The sequence below is a fragment of the Bacillus sp. P14.5 genome (genome assembly GCF_003316765.1).
In the GTDB taxonomy this organism is placed as follows: Bacteria; Bacillota; Bacilli; order Bacillales; family Bacillaceae_B; genus Rossellomorea.
In genome coordinates this window covers 41,676-57,176 of the sequence record NZ_NIJF01000095.1, presented here as the reverse complement: position 1 = coordinate 57,176, position 15,501 = coordinate 41,676, and the positions used below count along the sequence as shown (strand labels likewise).

At 45.7% G+C, this 15,501-nt stretch carries 10 protein-coding genes; 1 reads left to right on the top strand and 9 read right to left on the bottom strand.

Annotation, left to right across the window (positions count from 1 at the left end):
- Nucleotides 1-223 precede the first annotated feature (223 nt).
- A complete protein-coding gene (locus B9Z54_RS18335; protein WP_113929841.1) occupies nt 224-2,908 on the bottom strand; it encodes a calcium-translocating P-type ATPase, SERCA-type in 2,685 nt (894 codons plus the stop codon).
- A 746-nt stretch (nt 2,909-3,654) separates the two neighbouring features.
- Here B9Z54_RS18335 and B9Z54_RS18325 point away from each other — a divergent pair.
- Nucleotides 3,655-5,361 carry an Rqc2 family fibronectin-binding protein gene (locus B9Z54_RS18325; RefSeq protein WP_113929840.1) on the top strand — a complete coding sequence of 569 codons (1,707 nt, stop codon included), beginning with the start codon at nt 3,655-3,657 and terminating at the stop codon, nt 5,359-5,361.
- A gap of 640 nt (nt 5,362-6,001) precedes the next feature.
- Here B9Z54_RS18325 and pyrE read toward each other — a convergent pair.
- Genes pyrE through B9Z54_RS18280 form a run of 8 tightly spaced genes read right to left on the bottom strand, consistent with a single transcriptional unit; the run spans nt 6,002 to nt 15,500 of the window.
- Nucleotides 6,002-6,631, bottom strand: a complete 630-nt coding sequence (pyrE, locus tag B9Z54_RS18315) for an orotate phosphoribosyltransferase (protein ID WP_113929838.1) — start codon at nt 6,629-6,631, stop codon at nt 6,002-6,004.
- A complete protein-coding gene (gene pyrF, locus B9Z54_RS18310; protein ID WP_113929837.1) occupies nt 6,628-7,338 on the bottom strand; it encodes an orotidine-5'-phosphate decarboxylase in 711 nt (236 codons plus the stop codon). Before pyrF ends, pyrE begins: the two co-directional genes overlap by 4 nt.
- Nucleotides 7,310-8,251, bottom strand: a complete 942-nt coding sequence (locus B9Z54_RS18305; RefSeq protein ID WP_113929836.1) for a dihydroorotate dehydrogenase — start codon at nt 8,249-8,251, stop codon at nt 7,310-7,312. Before B9Z54_RS18305 ends, pyrF begins: the two co-directional genes overlap by 29 nt.
- Nucleotides 8,248-9,027, bottom strand: coding sequence for a dihydroorotate dehydrogenase electron transfer subunit (locus B9Z54_RS18300; RefSeq protein WP_113929835.1), 780 nt, complete (start codon nt 9,025-9,027; stop codon nt 8,248-8,250). The genes B9Z54_RS18305 and B9Z54_RS18300 overlap by 4 nt, the downstream gene beginning before the upstream one ends.
- Complete coding sequence (carB, locus tag B9Z54_RS18295; RefSeq protein WP_113929834.1) at nt 9,024-12,236, bottom strand: carbamoyl-phosphate synthase large subunit; 3,213 nt, start codon at nt 12,234-12,236, stop codon at nt 9,024-9,026. Before carB ends, B9Z54_RS18300 begins: the two co-directional genes overlap by 4 nt.
- Entirely contained in the window at nt 12,229-13,323 is a 1,095-nt protein-coding gene (locus B9Z54_RS18290) for a carbamoyl phosphate synthase small subunit (protein WP_397541222.1), read from the bottom strand. Before B9Z54_RS18290 ends, carB begins: the two co-directional genes overlap by 8 nt.
- On the bottom strand, nt 13,320-14,600 hold the full coding sequence (locus B9Z54_RS18285; RefSeq protein ID WP_113929833.1) for a dihydroorotase: 1,281 nt from the start codon (nt 14,598-14,600) through the stop codon (nt 13,320-13,322). Before B9Z54_RS18285 ends, B9Z54_RS18290 begins: the two co-directional genes overlap by 4 nt.
- A 3-nt stretch (nt 14,601-14,603) precedes the next feature.
- Nucleotides 14,604-15,500, bottom strand: a complete 897-nt coding sequence (locus tag B9Z54_RS18280) for an aspartate carbamoyltransferase catalytic subunit (protein WP_113929832.1) — start codon at nt 15,498-15,500, stop codon at nt 14,604-14,606.
- Between the last annotated feature and the right edge of the window lies 1 nt (nt 15,501).

Sequence of the window (15,501 nt, the reverse complement as noted above, 5' to 3'; positions counted from 1 at the left end):
ACTGCTGCTTGCTGCACCCTGTACATTGTAATAGCAGAGTAAAATAATTAAATAAAAGCCTTCAAATTTAGCATTATAGAAAGAAATCTGAAGTCAGCAAACGCAGCCCCATGTAATGAGAAAGCCTGTTAATTGTACTGCTATAACGTCTGTCATGCATTACAAGAGGAAACAATCATAAAAAAGGTAATAGAGTATGCACTCTACTACCTTTAGGATTATATCACATCTTAACGTTTTTTCCTGCAAAAAATGATCCAGCAAGTAAAAACGTCGGTAATGCACTCATTCCAGCGATCAAGAGCCAATCTTTAAGTTCAATTGAAACTGTATGGAAAATTGGCTGCAGTCCAGGCAGATAGATGACGAGCAGCATTAAGATAAGTGATGATATGACCGCCCAGACAAGATACATATTTCCGAATGGGTTACGGGCAAATACCGATTTTTCGCTTCTGCAGTCAAACACGTGGATTAATTGAGCCATGACCAGAGTAGCAAAGGCAACTGTCTGAGCGTAAGCAAGATGATCTGGATGCTGCTTGTAAGCCAGGATGAAAGCAGCAAGAGTCGCGAGTCCGATTAAAAATCCCCTGGAAACAACTTTCCAGCCCAGCCCCCTGGCAAACACCCCTTCTTTCGGATGCCTTGGCTTCCGCTTCATCACATCCTCTTCAGGCTTATCAAGTCCAAGAGCCATGGCCGGCAAGCCATCTGTGACAAGGTTGACCCATAGAATCTGAATCGGTACGAGCGGTAGTGGCAGGGCAAGAATCATCGCAAAAAGCATGACCAGTATCTCACCGACATTGGAAGCGAGAAGATACCGAATGAACTTCCGGATATTTTCATAAATATTTCTGCCTTCGTTGATAGCCGACTTAATCGTTGCAAAGTTATCATCCAGCAATACAAGGGAGGATGCCTCCTTTGCCACATCTGTTCCAGTTATACCCATAGCCACCCCGATGTCAGCCGCTTTGATGGCAGGAGCATCATTCACGCCATCACCGGTCATGGCAACGACATGTCCCCGGTTTTGAAGCGCTTTGACGATTTTCAATTTATGTTCAGGAGAGACCCTTGCAAACACCGAAACGTTTTCGACAACTTCCTCGAGATCCGAGACTTCCATGCTGTTCAATTCTGCCCCCTCGAGAACCTTATCCTGTGTTCTTAGTATACCGAGTTCCCTTGCAATCGCTTTTGCTGTTATGACGTGGTCTCCTGTGATCATCACTGTCTTGATGCCGGCCTGCCTGCATTCTTTGACAGCTTGTTTTACTTCCGGCCTCGGAGGGTCTATCATTCCCTGCAGCCCAATGAGAGTCAGTCCTTTTTCCGCTTCCTCCTCATTCTTCGGGAGTACAGTCGATGTCCAGGGGGCATAAGCGATAGCGATCGTTCTCAAAGCATTGGATGCCAGTTCATGAATGGCTCCCTGTACTTTTTCTGTGAATTCTTTAGTCCGGTATTGAAGCTTTTCATTCCAAAGAATCGATTCACTTATATCCACCAAGACATCAGGTGCACCTTTTGTCACAATGAACCGTTTGCCTTCATTGTCTTTAACCACTATACTCATCATCTTCCTGGTGGAATCGAATGGAAACTCCTTCTCGATTGTGAACTTTCCAAGAAGCGCTTCTCTTTGCATTCCAGCTTTTAAAGCAGCAACAAGCAGGGCTCCTTCTGTAGGATCTCCATCCAGGACATACTCTTCATCCTTCACCCGCAGTTTTGCATTATTGCACAGCAGTCCGAATGTCAGCAGCTGGTTTAACGATTTTTCCGAAACTGGGCTTACTCTTTCTTCACGATGGTAGAAGCTTCCTTCAGGATCGTAGCCTGTGCCGCTGACTGTCCATGTGTTTCCCCCACTCCAAAGATGTGTCACAGTCATCTTGTTTTGGGTCAATGTTCCTGTCTTATCCGAGCAGATGACAGATGCACATCCGAGTGTTTCCACTGCAGGAAGTTTTCGGACAATGGCGTTTCGCCTGATCATCCTTTGAACCCCCAGGGATAATGCAACGGTAACGATTGCGGGCAGTCCTTCTGGTATAGCAGCTACTGCCAAAGAAACTCCAGCAAGGAACATTGTGTACATATCATGTCCCTGAATGACCCCTATCCCGACTACAAGAGCGGTTAACACCAAAGCCACCGTAATCAAAATCTTTCCAAGCTGCTCAAGCCTTCTTTGCAGAGGAGTCACCATTGTCTCAGCTGTTTGGATCATGTCTGCAATTTTCCCCATCGCAGTACCCATCCCGGTAGCTGTCACTACACCGACTCCATTTCCTCTGGTCACCATCGTGCCCATGAAAGCCATATTTTCCAAGTCTCCAAGATTTACATTTTCTCCTACAACTTCCCCTGTTCTTTTGGCAACAGGTACAGACTCCCCTGTCAAAGCAGACTCTTCTATTTCAAGATTGTTAACCGTAATCAGCCTTACATCTGCCCCGATACGGTCACCGCTTGAGAATTTAATGATGTCACCCGGAACCACTTCTTTCGACGGAACTTTTGTCCAATTCCCATCCCGCAGTACATTCACTTGCGGCGCCGAGAGTTCCTTTAAAGCATTTAATGACTTTTCAGCTTTTCTCTCTTGAAAGAAACCAAGAAAGCCGTTTATCAGAACAATGGCTATAATGGCTATCGCATCTATATACTCTCCCAGCAGTCCCGAGATAAGGGTTGCAGCCAATAATACGATGACCATGAAATCTTTGAATTGACTGAAGAACAACAATAAAGCTGACTGCTTCTCAGCCTCCTGCAGTTCATTGAATCCAAACTGCTTTTGCTTTTTCTCTGCTTCCTCTTGGGTAAGGCCATTTGTAAAATCAGTATTGACCGTCTTTTCTATATCTTCCTGCCGCATCTCATGGTATCTCATTCAACCAACTCACTCTCCCATTTATTCTCCGAAAAGTTCTCCTGCTCATTGCATTATTATTCAGACTCGTCCCAAAAAATGATATGATTCTTATAGAAGGAAGAATAATTGAGGATTTACTTCAAGAAAACAAAAAAAGATGATAGATGAAAAAGCAAAAAAATAAGGATATGCTTTTTCACAAAGTGTAGTTGATTTCCGCTAAAGGTGTACGACTCCGCGGGGCGGGCGATGAGCCTCCTCGGCTACGCCTCTATAAAAAGTGGATGCGCCCTGCTCAGGCCCGACAGGCAAATGTTCCAAAGCGAAAAAAGGCGGTCTTTCCTTTTATTCTCTTGAGGTTATTTGACCCCGAGGGGCTAGGTGCTGGAACTAGACGCCCGCTAGTCAGGAGGTCGCACACCTTCCGCCACAATCTACGCTGAATAGCAAAGAGAGTTCACCAAGGTCATGTTTAAAAAAGGAATATTTCTTTCCATACAATTTTTTCTACCATATTATTAAGCTTTGCAAATGTGAATCCAAGGATTTTATAAATTGCTTTCTTCCCTCTGTATGTTGCTGCCTTTTAAAGTACGGATTGTTATCCTTTTAGGATTTCAACTAAAAATTCAGAAAACCAATTCTGCTTAAGTTGTATGTAACTATCAATACTTCGAAAAACGGGGACTATTCTAAAGCAAAAGACTCTAAGTACAAAAGCTAAAATTATAAATTCTAATTATCTATAGAAGAGGATGTAGAAGATGTCATTCGATGGATTATTTACTAAAGCAATGAGCGAAGAGCTCTGCGATAATTTAAGAGGCGGGCGCATCAACAAGATACACCAGCCTTATAAAAACGAAATCATTTTAATAGTACGATCTCAAGGGAAAAATCATAAATTACTGTTGTCCGCACACCCCAGCTATGCACGAGCGCAGCTGACTTCCCAAAGTTATGAAAATCCCGCAGCGCCACCCATGTTCTGTATGCTGCTGCGAAAACACCTTGAAGGCTACATCATAGAAGATGTTTACCAAAAAGAGCTCGACAGAATTATCATTTTTGAAATAAAAGGACGCAGTGAAATCGGGGACGTTTCTTATAAGCAGCTGATCATCGAAATCATGGGCCGGCACAGCAATATCGTCATCGTAGACAAGAGCAGGAATATGATCCTCGATTCGATCAAACACATTCCGCCTTCCATCAATAGTTACAGGACGGTGCTGCCTGGTAACGAATATAAGTTTCCACCGCCACAGGATAAAAAAAATCCTCTTGAGACAGACAGTGAAGATATCTTGAGAAGCATCGATTTCAATAGCGGAAAGCTCGATAAGCAAATTGTCGGCTCGTTTTCAGGTCTTTCTCCATTGTTTGCAAAAGAAGTACTGCACAGGGCAGGACTTCCGACCAGGACCAGTTTGCCGAATGCGCTTCTTCAGCTGCTGCTCCCGGTTAAAGAGCGTGCGTATCGGCCGACATTGATCAGAGGAGATAAAGAAACGTTTTATTTCCTGGATCTTCAGCATCTAGAAGGAGAGCATACCAGTTTTCCCAGCCTAAGCAGTCTCCTGGACCGCTATTTTCATCAAAAGGCAGAGAGAGACCGGGTCAAACAGCAAGGAAACGACCTCGAAAGGCTGCTTAAAAATGAGCGGGACAAAAATAAAACCAAAATCTTAAAACTTCAAAAGACCTTGAAAGAAGCCGAAAATGCGGACACCTATCAGCTGTACGGGGAACTTTTGACAGCCAACCTGTACGCGGTCGAAAGAGGTATGAGCGAGATTGAAGTGGTGAATTATTATGACGAAGAAAGCGGGACAGTCATTATCGATCTGGACACCAGGAAGTCTCCTTCCGAAAACGCCCAGCATTACTTCTCCAGATATTCAAAGGCAAAAACAGCCATCAGGATCGTCCAGGAGCAGATTGTAAAAGCAAAAGAAGAGATACTGTATTTAGATCAATTGCTGCAACAGCTTGAATCGGCCTCACCTAAAGATATCCTGGAAATTCGTGAAGAGCTTGGCGAAGAAGGCTACCTCAAAGCAAAAAAAGAGAAGAAGAAGAAGAAGGTCAATGAGAAGCCTTCCCTGGAGTCTTATTTAGCAAGCGATGGAACAACCATCCTTGTCGGCAAAAATAATAAACAAAACGATTATCTGACGAATAAACTAGCCGGCAAAGAAGAAATCTGGCTGCATACAAAGGATATCCCTGGTTCCCATGTTGTCATCAGAAGCAAGACTCCTTCTGAAGAGACAATAAAAGAAGCCGCAGTATTGGCTGCCTATTTCAGCAAAGCCCGGGAATCAAGTTCTGTCCCTGTCGACTTCACAGCTGTAAGAAACGTGAAGAAACCGAATGGCGCGAAACCAGGTTTTGTTACTTATGACGGACAGCAAACGGTCTATACTACACCAAGTCTTGACACAGTACGAGGTATGAAAAAAGAATAATGCGTTTACGGAATCATCTTTTCTTAACAAGATTCCGTAACCTAGCGAAAAGGACGAAATCTCATTGGATTTCGTCCTTTTTCATATTCATGGTCCTGAAAACCCCTGGCTATGCCAAGGGTTCCAGCGAGCTCATAGCGAGGTATAGAAAATCTTTCTTCATGAGAGGAGAAGCAGATCTCCCTAACACTTCCTCCATTCAAGCAGGCGGTTTACCTGTAAAGGAAATGAATAATCTAGAATAAGCGGAATTTTTCCGCTTATGCACAGCTAAATGGACCATTTTCATCATCTTTTTAGCAAATAAGCGGAATTTCTTCCCTTATTTTTTTAGCTTTTTAGCCTCACTTGGGTGGTATTGATTTTAAAGAAAATAGTTTCAGTGCAAAAAATAGACTTAGCAGTATGATTGGCATTTGAACACCCTGCTATTAAAGGTACACGCTTGGCAATTTCCATTGACATTGGACCTTTAGGAGCTCATTCAAGACACCTTTTCTATCAGTTAGGGTCTCTACATACCCACATCGATACCATCAACTCGAAGTATTCAAGACAAAAAAAACTTGCAGGCTAAAGTCCATTTTGGTCTTTGTCTGCAAGCTGAAACAGGCATCACTTAATGCCCGCTTCTTAACCCTTAGTATTTCGTTCCCCATTTTTCAGGGTTTTCTTTCCAGCTTCTTAACGCTTCCAGGTCCTGCTCTTCTATGTAATTATTTTCATGAGCAGCTTCCAAAAGAGATGAATAGTCTGAGAGAGACACTGCTTTAATATCTGCTTCTGCCAATTTGTCGATGCCGCTATGCAGCTCGTAGGTGAAAATAGCTGCTACCCCCAGCACTTCACAGCCTTCCTCTCTCAGTGCGTTGACAGCAGATATACAGCTGCCTCCTGTTGAAATAAGATCTTCCACTACGACAACCTTCTGCCCTGCTGACACTTTTCCTTCAATCTGGCTTCCTTTGCCGTGTGCCTTCGGTTTTGATCGCACATAGCACATCGGCAGATCGAGGATTTCACTGACCCAGGACGCATGCGGAATTCCCGCTGTTGCTGTTCCGGCGATCATTTCTGCATCCGGAAAATGATTCTTGATATTTTCAGAGATTCCCTGGGCTATCATTCTGCGCACTTCAGGGTAAGAGATAGTCAGACGGTTATCACAATAGATTGGAGACTTCAAACCGGAAGACCATGTAAACGGGTCATTCGGTTTAAGGAATACTGCCTCAATATTCAATAACTGCTGTGCGATTTCCTTTTTCATACTTGCCCCTCCCATTCTGATTTCACTTTGAGATACGCTTTCGCGGGATCATCCGCTCCTGTAATGCTTCTGCCTACCACAATCGCAGATGAACCAAGCTGACGGGCTTGTGAAGGCGACGCTATCCGCTTCTGATCTTGAGTGGCATCACCAAGAAGGCGAATCCCAGGGGTTACACGCAGAAAATCTTCACCGCATAACTCCCTGATGGCTGCAGCTTCATGGGGGGAACAAACCACCCCGTCCAGCCCCGCTTCCATGGTTATCTTCGCATAATGAAGGACCGAATTGATCAAAGGCTGGTCTATCAACTGTTCCTTCTTCATTTGTTCTTCTGAGGTGGAAGTTAGCTGTGTGACAGAAATCAGCATTGGCCTTTCTTTCCCCGAAGGAGTTCCCTGAACCAAGCCGTTAAGGGCATGCTCCATCATTTGCACCCCTCCAGCTGCATGGACATTGATGAGATCGATTTCCAACTGTGCAAGCCCCTTCATTGCCCGGCCGACAGTATTCGGTATATCATGAAGCTTTAGGTCCAGGAAAATTCGGTGGTTCATCTTTTTCAACTCTTCGATGATCATCGGACCATTTTGCAAATAAAGTTCCATTCCCACTTTGACAAAAAGGGAAGTATCCATTTTTTCTAAAAAAGATCTGCTGATTTCCCATGTTGGAAAATCAAGCGCGACTATAGGCTCCCGCTCCATTAGTTTTCCAGCTCCTTCCTGTCAATTGAGATATGTGGTCCACGCCCATCTCATCCAATATTTCCTGCAGGCCGTTGATCAATTCCGGGCAAATGAACGGATCGACAAAATTGGCAGTGCCGACCGCGACGGCACTTGCACCCGCATAAAAAAATTCAATTATATCGTCGACCGTCTGGATGCCGCCCATACCGATGATCGGGATGCTGACATGCTGGCTGACTTCATACACCATGCGGATGCTGACAGGTTTGATGGCAGGGCCTGATAGTCCGCCTGTACCATTGGCGATGACCGGCTTGCCTGTTCTTGTATCAATTCTCATCCCGATTAGTGTATTGATCATCGTCAGACCATCTGCTCCGCCTTCTTGCACCGCTTTCGCCATTTCAACTATATTCGCGACATTTGGAGAAAGCTTCACATATACAGGAACGGATGAAACTGCCTTCACTTTTTTAGTCAGTTCTTTTGCAATTTCAGGCACTGTTCCGAAGGCGATTCCCCCGGTTTTGACATTCGGGCAGGAGATGTTGAGCTCCAGCGCCTTAACATTGGGTGCGGCCGAAATGGTTTCAGCAACCTCCACATAGTCTTCTGTCTGGGAACCTGCTACGTTCGCAATGATTGGAACATCATATTTCTCAAGCCACGGAAGTTCCTCTGTCATGACTTTTTGGAGACCGGGGTTTTGCAGCCCTATAGCATTGAGCATCCCTGAAGAGGTTTCTGCAACACGAGGGGTTGGGTTTCCAAACCTCGTATCAAGAGTGGTCGCCTTAATCATGATTGCACCAAGCTGGCTCAAATCATATAGTCCGGCGAATTCCTTCCCAAATCCGAAACATCCCGAAGCCGGCATGACAGGGTTCTTTAAGCTCAAACCTGGAAGCTCTATCTTCAGCTTATTCATAACTTCACCATCCCTACTGGAAATACTGGGCCGTCGCTGCAGATCTTTACATAGTTTTTATCAACGTCGTTAACCGCCTTTTCACATACACAGGCAAAGCACGCACCAATTCCGCAGCCCATCCTTTCTTCTAAGGAAATATACCCCTTGCTGTCTCCATACGTGCTGCTGAGGGCAGCCAGCATGGCTTTTGGTCCGCAAGAATAGAAGAGGTCAAATTGAACCCCCTCCTCTTTTATTACATCAGTGACGAATCCTTTGGATCCAAGTGATCCGTCCACTGTTGCGATATAAGTAGGGCCAAGCTGGGCAAACTCTTCTTCATAAAAGGCTGCACTGCGATTTTGAAAACCTAATACATGCAGAACCTTTATCCCTTTTTTCACCAGCTGCCTCGACAGCTCATAGAGCGGCGGCACTCCAATGCCGCCCCCTACCAGCAAGGCTGTCTTTCCTTCATCTTCTGCGTGGATTGGGAACCCATTCCCAAGGGGGCCCAGCACGTCTGCAAAAGCACCTTCTCTTTCCCCCGAAAGTAGTTTTGTCCCTCTGCCTTCCGCCCGGTAGATGACCGTGAGACTGTTATTCTCTTTATCTATCTCTGCGATACTGATGGGACGGCGCAGGAGCGGTTCCGCCCCTGTCCCTGTTTTAAAGTGAAGGAACTGTCCCGGTTCATTCAATTCGGAGACAAGATCCCCGGATACAACCATTTTGAAGATATTATCTGCGATTTCTTCATTGGATAGTATTTTCATAAGATCCTTTTTGATCATAGAAGTACCGCCTCTTGCTTTTCGTCTGCACCATCCATGGCTTCCGCGGAGAATGTCATAGATTCGAACACTTTGAGGATGGCTTCCGCTGTATCAAGGGATGTCAGGCATGGGATACCATTCTCGACTGATTCACGTCTGATCCTGAATCCGTCCCTCTGCGGCTGCTTGCCTTTTGTCAATGTGTTGATGACAAGCTGTGTTTCACCACTCTGGATAACATCCAGCAATGTTGGCCCATCGGAACCGATTTTATCGACTTCTTTGACCGGGATTCCTTCTGATCTCAGGACATCCGCCGTTCCTTTGGTTGCCAGGATCTGATAGCCGATATTCACAAAGCGCTTTGCCAATCCTAGAGCTTCTTCTTTATCTTTATCAGCGACTGTCAGAAGAACCGAACCGTACTCCTTCATCTGCATTCCTGCCGCCACGATTCCTTTATACAAAGCTTTTTCCAGTGTCAAATCTTTCCCCATGACTTCGCCGGTGGATTTCATTTCAGGCCCTAAAGTAATGTCCACTCTTCTCAGTTTGGCAAACGAGAATACTGGAACCTTTACATATACACCCTTCTTCTCAGGCACAAGTCCGGACTGATATCCCATTTCTTCCAGCGTTCTTCCCAAAATGACCTTGGTCGCTAGGTTTGCCATAGGCACATTCGTGATTTTGCTCAAGAATGGCACTGTCCGGCTTGAACGCGGATTAACCTCCAGGACATAGACTTCATTCTTGCTGATGACATACTGGATGTTCAACAAACCAATAATATTCAATCCTTTTGCAAGCTTGGTGGTATATTCTATTATTCTATCTTTCTGTTCCCTGGTCAGCTGCTGAGGCGGATAGACAGCAATGGAATCTCCTGAATGGACACCAGCTCTCTCGATGTGCTCCATAATCCCTGGAATCACGACATCTTTACCGTCTGAGATGGCGTCGACTTCTATCTCTTTTCCGATTAAATAACGGTCAATCAGGACAGGGTGTTCCGGGTTGATCTTAACTGCATTCTTCATGTATTGAAGAAGATCTTCTTTTCCATAAACAATTTCCATTGCCCTGCCACCCAGAACATAGGAGGGGCGGACCAAGACAGGGTATCCGATGTTTTCAGCAATCTTTACAGCCCCTTCAACCGTAACGGCCGTTTTGCCTTCAGGCTGCGGGATGCCAAGGGTTCCCAAGGTATATTCAAATTTATCCCGGTTTTCAGCGCGGTCCAGATCCTCCAATGATGTCCCGAGGATTTTCACACCTCTTTCCACCAGCTGTGCTGCCAGGTTGATCGCTGTTTGTCCGCCGAATTGCACAACAACACCTTCTGGCTTTTCGAGGTCGATGATATGCATGACATCCTCAATGGTTAGTGGTTCAAAGTAAAGCTTGTCAGAGATGCTGAAGTCCGTTGAGACGGTTTCTGGATTATTATTGACAATGATTGCTTCATAACCCGCCTCTTTGATCGCCCAGACAGAGTGGACAGTTGCATAATCGAACTCCACTCCCTGTCCGATGCGGATCGGCCCGGAACCGAGCACCATCACACTTTTCTTTTCCGTTACAACTGATTCATTTTCTCTTTCATATGTTCCATAAAAATATGGAGTTTCAGATTCGAACTCTGCTGCGCAGGTATCCACCATTTTATAAACCGGTATCAGTTCTTGTTCTTTTCTCCACTCATAAACTTCTTTTTCAGCTGCATTCCACAACTTCGCAAGGGTAATATCCGCAAATCCCATCCTCTTTGCTTTTTCAGCAATCTCCAGGTTAAAAGGAGCGGCTGACAGTTCAGCCTCAAAGTCTACAATTTTCTTCAATTTATGAAGGAAGAACAAGTCGATTTTGCTCCATTCATGGATGGTTTCAATCGTCACTCCGCGGCGCAGTGCTTCACCTATATAGAAAAGTCTTTCATCTCCGGCTTTTCTAATGCGTTTTTCAATCAGCGCATTCTCAAAGCTGCCGGCATCTTCAAGTTCGAGATGATACACGTTGCTTTCCAAAGAACGCACCGCTTTTAAAATGGACTCTTCAAACGTCCGGCCGATCGCCATGACTTCGCCGGTAGCTTTCATCTGTGTGCCAAGGTTTCTTTTTGCCGACTCGAATTTGTCGAATGGCCAGCGTGGGATTTTCGAGACGATATAGTCTAATGCCGGCTCAAAGCTTGCATAGGTTTTTCCTGTAACAGGATTCATCATTTCATCCAGGTTCAATCCAACCGCAATCTTGGCAGCCAGTTTGGCGATTGGGTATCCAGTGGCTTTGGAAGCCAGTGCAGATGAACGGCTCACCCGCGGATTCACTTCAATAATGTAGTACTGAAAGCTGTCTGGATCCAGGGCGAGCTGAACGTTGCACCCTCCTTCTATACCGAGAGCGCGGATGATTTTCAATGAGCAGTTTCTCAGCATTTGATACTCACGGTCGCTCAGCGTCTGGCTTGGAGCCACAACAATGGAATCTCCTGTATGGATTCCTACAGGGTCAAAGTTCTCCATATTGCAGACTACGATGGCACTGTCATTGCTGTCCCGCATAACCTCGTATTCAATCTCCTTGAAGCCTGCGATGCTTTTTTCCAGCAAACATTGAGTAACAGGACTGTATTTCAGCCCGCTGCTGACAATTTCGATCAATTCTTCACGATGATGGCAGATTCCTCCACCGGTTCCTCCCAGTGTATAAGCCGGGCGCACTATGACAGGATACCCTACCTCTTCAACAAACTGGAAAGCTTCTTCGACATTATGGATGATTTCGCTCTGAGGCACAGGTTCATTCAGCTCATTCATCAGTTTGCGGAAAAGATCACGGTCTTCAGCTTGTTCGATTGCTGATAATTTCGTTCCGAGAATTTCCACATGGCACTCTTCCAATACACCCGCGTTAGCCAGCTCAACGGCCATATTCAAGCCCGTTTGTCCTCCAAGAGTCGGAAGAAGGGCATCCGGACGCTCTTTGCGAATGATTCTGCTGACAAATTCGAGAGTCAAAGGCTCGATGTAAACCTTATCCGCGATTTCACTGTCTGTCATGATTGTCGCCGGATTAGAGTTAACGAGAATAACCTTGTAGCCTTCTTCTTTCAGTGCGATGCAAGCTTGTGTACCCGCATAGTCAAATTCTGCAGCCTGGCCGATGACAATCGGTCCGCTTCCGATAACTAATATGGTTTTGATATCTGTACGTTTAGGCATGTGAAATCTCCTTTCTCTTTTCCGTTTCCATCATAGTCATAAATTGATCGAACAATCCATTGGCATCCTCGGGTCCTGGTGAAGCTTCCGGATGATACTGTACCGTGAATGCGGGGAGGTCCAGATGCTTCAACCCCTCAATCGTTCCGTCATTCAAACCGATATGCGTGGCTTCAAGCCGGGTTGCGCCTAGAGAATCAGCATCAACTGAGTAGCCATGATTCTGTGAAGTAATGGCGATTTTACCTGTAGCGAGATCTTTCACTGGATGGTTGGAGCCGCGGTGCCCGAATTTCATTTTGAAAGTATCTCCTCCACCTGCAAGGGCAAAGAGCTGATGCCCAAGACAGATTCCGAACAATGGGATCTCCCCGAGAATTTCATTGATCATCGTTATGGCTTCCGGTACATCTTTCGGATCTCCAGGACCGTTTGAAAGCATGATACCATCAGGGTTCAAGGCTTTGATTTCCTCCGCAGTCGTATTATAAGGAACAACAATTACATCGCAATCCCTTTTATTCAGTTCTCTCAGGATTCCATGCTTCATTCCGAAATCAACTAATACCACACGAAATCCACGGCCCGGGCTCGGGTAGGCTGTTTTAGTCGAAACCTGTTTGACTTGATTAGTCGGCAATTCCGTTGCCATCAGCTTGTGGAGCATTTCCTCTTTATCCACCTCGACACCGCAAATTATCCCTTTCATGGTTCCGCGTTCCCTGATCTTTCTTGTCAGCATCCTGGTATCTATGCCTGACAATCCAGGAATCCCCTTGGCTTTCAGGAGATCATGCAATGTATTCTCACTTCTCCAGTTAGAAGGAAAGTCAGCCGCTTCTCTTACGATAAAGCCTTTGATTGCCGGCGAGATCGATTCAAAATCGTCACGGTTGATTCCATAATTCCCGATCAGAGGGTAAGTCAGTGTGATGATCTGTCCGCAATACGAAGGATCAGACAAAATCTCCTGATACCCCGTCATCCCTGTATTAAAAACAACCTCTCCCACTGAACCTGTGTCTGCTCCGAAGCCCTCTCCTATAAAAACTGTACCGTCATCAAGGATCAACTGTCTTTTCATCATTCTTCGCCTTCCTTCCATACTAGAGTTCCTTCTGCAAATGTAGCTTTCGGCCAGCCTTGACACTTCCAGCCGGCAAATGGGGTATTTCTTCCTTTTGATAAGAAGCTTTCAGGGTTGATTGACTTATGTTCCTCCAGGTCAACCAGGGTAATGTCAGCCAAGCTTCCAACCTCCAAAGTTCCATAAGGCAGCTTAAACGTCTCTGCCGGCTTGGCCGTCATCCAGTTCACCAACTGGTTAAGTTTGAAAACTTCTTTTTGAACAAAATGGGTATATAGCAGCGGAAATGCCGTTTCCAAGCCGACAATCCCAAATGGCGCAAGCGCTATGCCTTCTGATTTTTCTTCTTTCGTATGAGGGGCATGATCCGTTGCGATAAAGTCAATGGTTCCATCAAGCAGTCCCTCAATCAGGGCTTCCCGGTCCTCTTTGCTTCTGAGAGGAGGATTCATTTTGTAGTTGGCATCGTCTCCAGGGATATCATCCTCTGACAGCAGCAAGTGATGCGGTGTAACTTCTGCGGTCACTTTGATTCCAGCTTTTTTAGCATCCCTTACCACCCGGACAGATTCTTTTGTACTGATGTGGCAGACATGATAGTGGCAGCCAGCCGCTTCTGCAAGAAGCACATCTCTGGCAATTTGGACGGACTCACAGATTGAAGGGATCCCTTTGAACCCATTTTCTTTGGAAAAACGCCCTTCATGCACTGCTCCCCCGTAAATCAGGCTGTTATCTTCACAGTGAGCAACAATTGCTTTGTCGATGGCTGCGGCAGCTTTCATGGCCTCATACATCTTTCCTGCCTCCTGAACCCCGACTCCATCATCTGTGAAAGCAAAGGCCCCTGTTTCTTTAAGGGCGGAAAAGTCTGTCAAGTTCTTGCCCGTCTGTCTTTCTGTTATGGATGCATACGGAAGGACCCTGACACTTGCAGTCTCGCTGATTCTTTCATTGAGCCATTGAAGAGTTTCAGCATTATCCGGTACAGGCCTCGTGTTCGGCATTGCCGCGACTGTTGTATAACCGCCTTTTGCGGCTGCTTTTGTTCCAGTTGCTATGGTTTCCTTTTTTTCACCGCCGGGCTCGCGGAGATGGACATGAAGATCCACAAAACCTGGCAGGATCAATTGTCCTTTTGCGTCCACTATATCCGCCTTGTCATCATGGAGATTCTCGCCGATTTCAGAAATCTTCTTCTCTGCTATCTTTAAATCTTTTGCAGATATATTTCCGTTCTCTTCCAACCACATTGCGTTTTTAATGATCGTTGCCATGTTTTATTCTCCTCCTTGGTTTTCCAATGCTCTCTTTAAAACAGCCATCCTTACATAAACACCATTTTCCATCTGCTTAAATATTCTGGATCTCTCACTTTCCACAAGACTATCTGCTATTTCCACATCCCGGTTGACTGGTGCCGGATGAAGGATGATGCCGTTGTCTTTCATCATCTTTTCCCTTTCCACTGTTAAACCGTATTGCCCGTGGTACTGTTCCTTTGATAATGATGCAGTGGCCTTGTGCCTTTCATGCTGGACTCTGAGAAGCATAACGGCATCACCGGTTCTGACAGCTTCGTCCACCGGGAGGTACATTCCATTATCTATCAGGTCCTGCGGAAACCACTCAGGCGGACCTGAGAAGAATACTCGCGCCCCCAGTTTTTTCAATGCCTCCGCATTTGACCTGGCCACCCTGCTGTGTAAAATATCTCCTATAATACTTATCTTCAAATCCTTAAAGCTTCCAAACTCTTCTTTGATTGTCATAAGGTCCAATAAGCATTGTGTCGGGTGGTTTCCGCAGCCGTCTCCCCCGTTCAAGACGGGAATGGACAAGTGATCTTTGAGGTCATCGAAGTAGCGGTCTTTCTCATGCCTGATGACAACTGCGTCGACCCCGATTGCTTCCAGGGTCTTGACCGTGTCATAGAGTGTTTCCCCTTTGGAGACGCTTGATGTTCCCGTTTCGAAAGGGATGACTTCCAATCCGAGTTTCCGTTCTGCCATTTCGAAACTGCATTTGGTTCTGGTGCTGTTTTCGAAAAACAGATTTGCTATGTATTTTGGTTCTGCCGGTTTCCACTGTGCGCCTTTTTTAAACTCTCCAGCCTGGGAGAGGATTTCTTCAATTTCATGGGAACTTAATTCAGACATTGTCAGCAAATGCTTCATC

Bases quoted from the DNA above. Each gene is read 5' to 3' on its own strand.
- B9Z54_RS18335 (WP_113929841.1), bottom strand. From the start codon at position 2,908: ATGAGATACCATGAGATGCGGCAGGAAGATATAGAAAAGACGGTCAAT.
- B9Z54_RS18325 (WP_113929840.1), top strand. From the start codon at position 3,655: ATGTCATTCGATGGATTATTTACTAAAGCAATGAGCGAAGAGCTCTGC.
- pyrE (WP_113929838.1), bottom strand. From the start codon at position 6,631: ATGAAAAAGGAAATCGCACAGCAGTTATTGAATATTGAGGCAGTATTC.
- pyrF (WP_113929837.1), bottom strand. From the start codon at position 7,338: ATGGAGCGGGAGCCTATAGTCGCGCTTGATTTTCCAACATGGGAAATC.
- B9Z54_RS18305 (WP_113929836.1), bottom strand. From the start codon at position 8,251: ATGAATAAGCTGAAGATAGAGCTTCCAGGTTTGAGCTTAAAGAACCCT.
- B9Z54_RS18300 (WP_113929835.1), bottom strand. From the start codon at position 9,027: ATGATCAAAAAGGATCTTATGAAAATACTATCCAATGAAGAAATCGCA.
- carB (WP_113929834.1), bottom strand. From the start codon at position 12,236: ATGCCTAAACGTACAGATATCAAAACCATATTAGTTATCGGAAGCGGA.
- B9Z54_RS18290 (WP_397541222.1), bottom strand. From the start codon at position 13,323: ATGATGAAAAGACAGTTGATCCTTGATGACGGTACAGTTTTTATAGGA.
- B9Z54_RS18285 (WP_113929833.1), bottom strand. From the start codon at position 14,600: ATGGCAACGATCATTAAAAACGCAATGTGGTTGGAAGAGAACGGAAAT.
- B9Z54_RS18280 (WP_113929832.1), bottom strand. From the start codon at position 15,500: ATGAAGCATTTGCTGACAATGTCTGAATTAAGTTCCCATGAAATTGAA.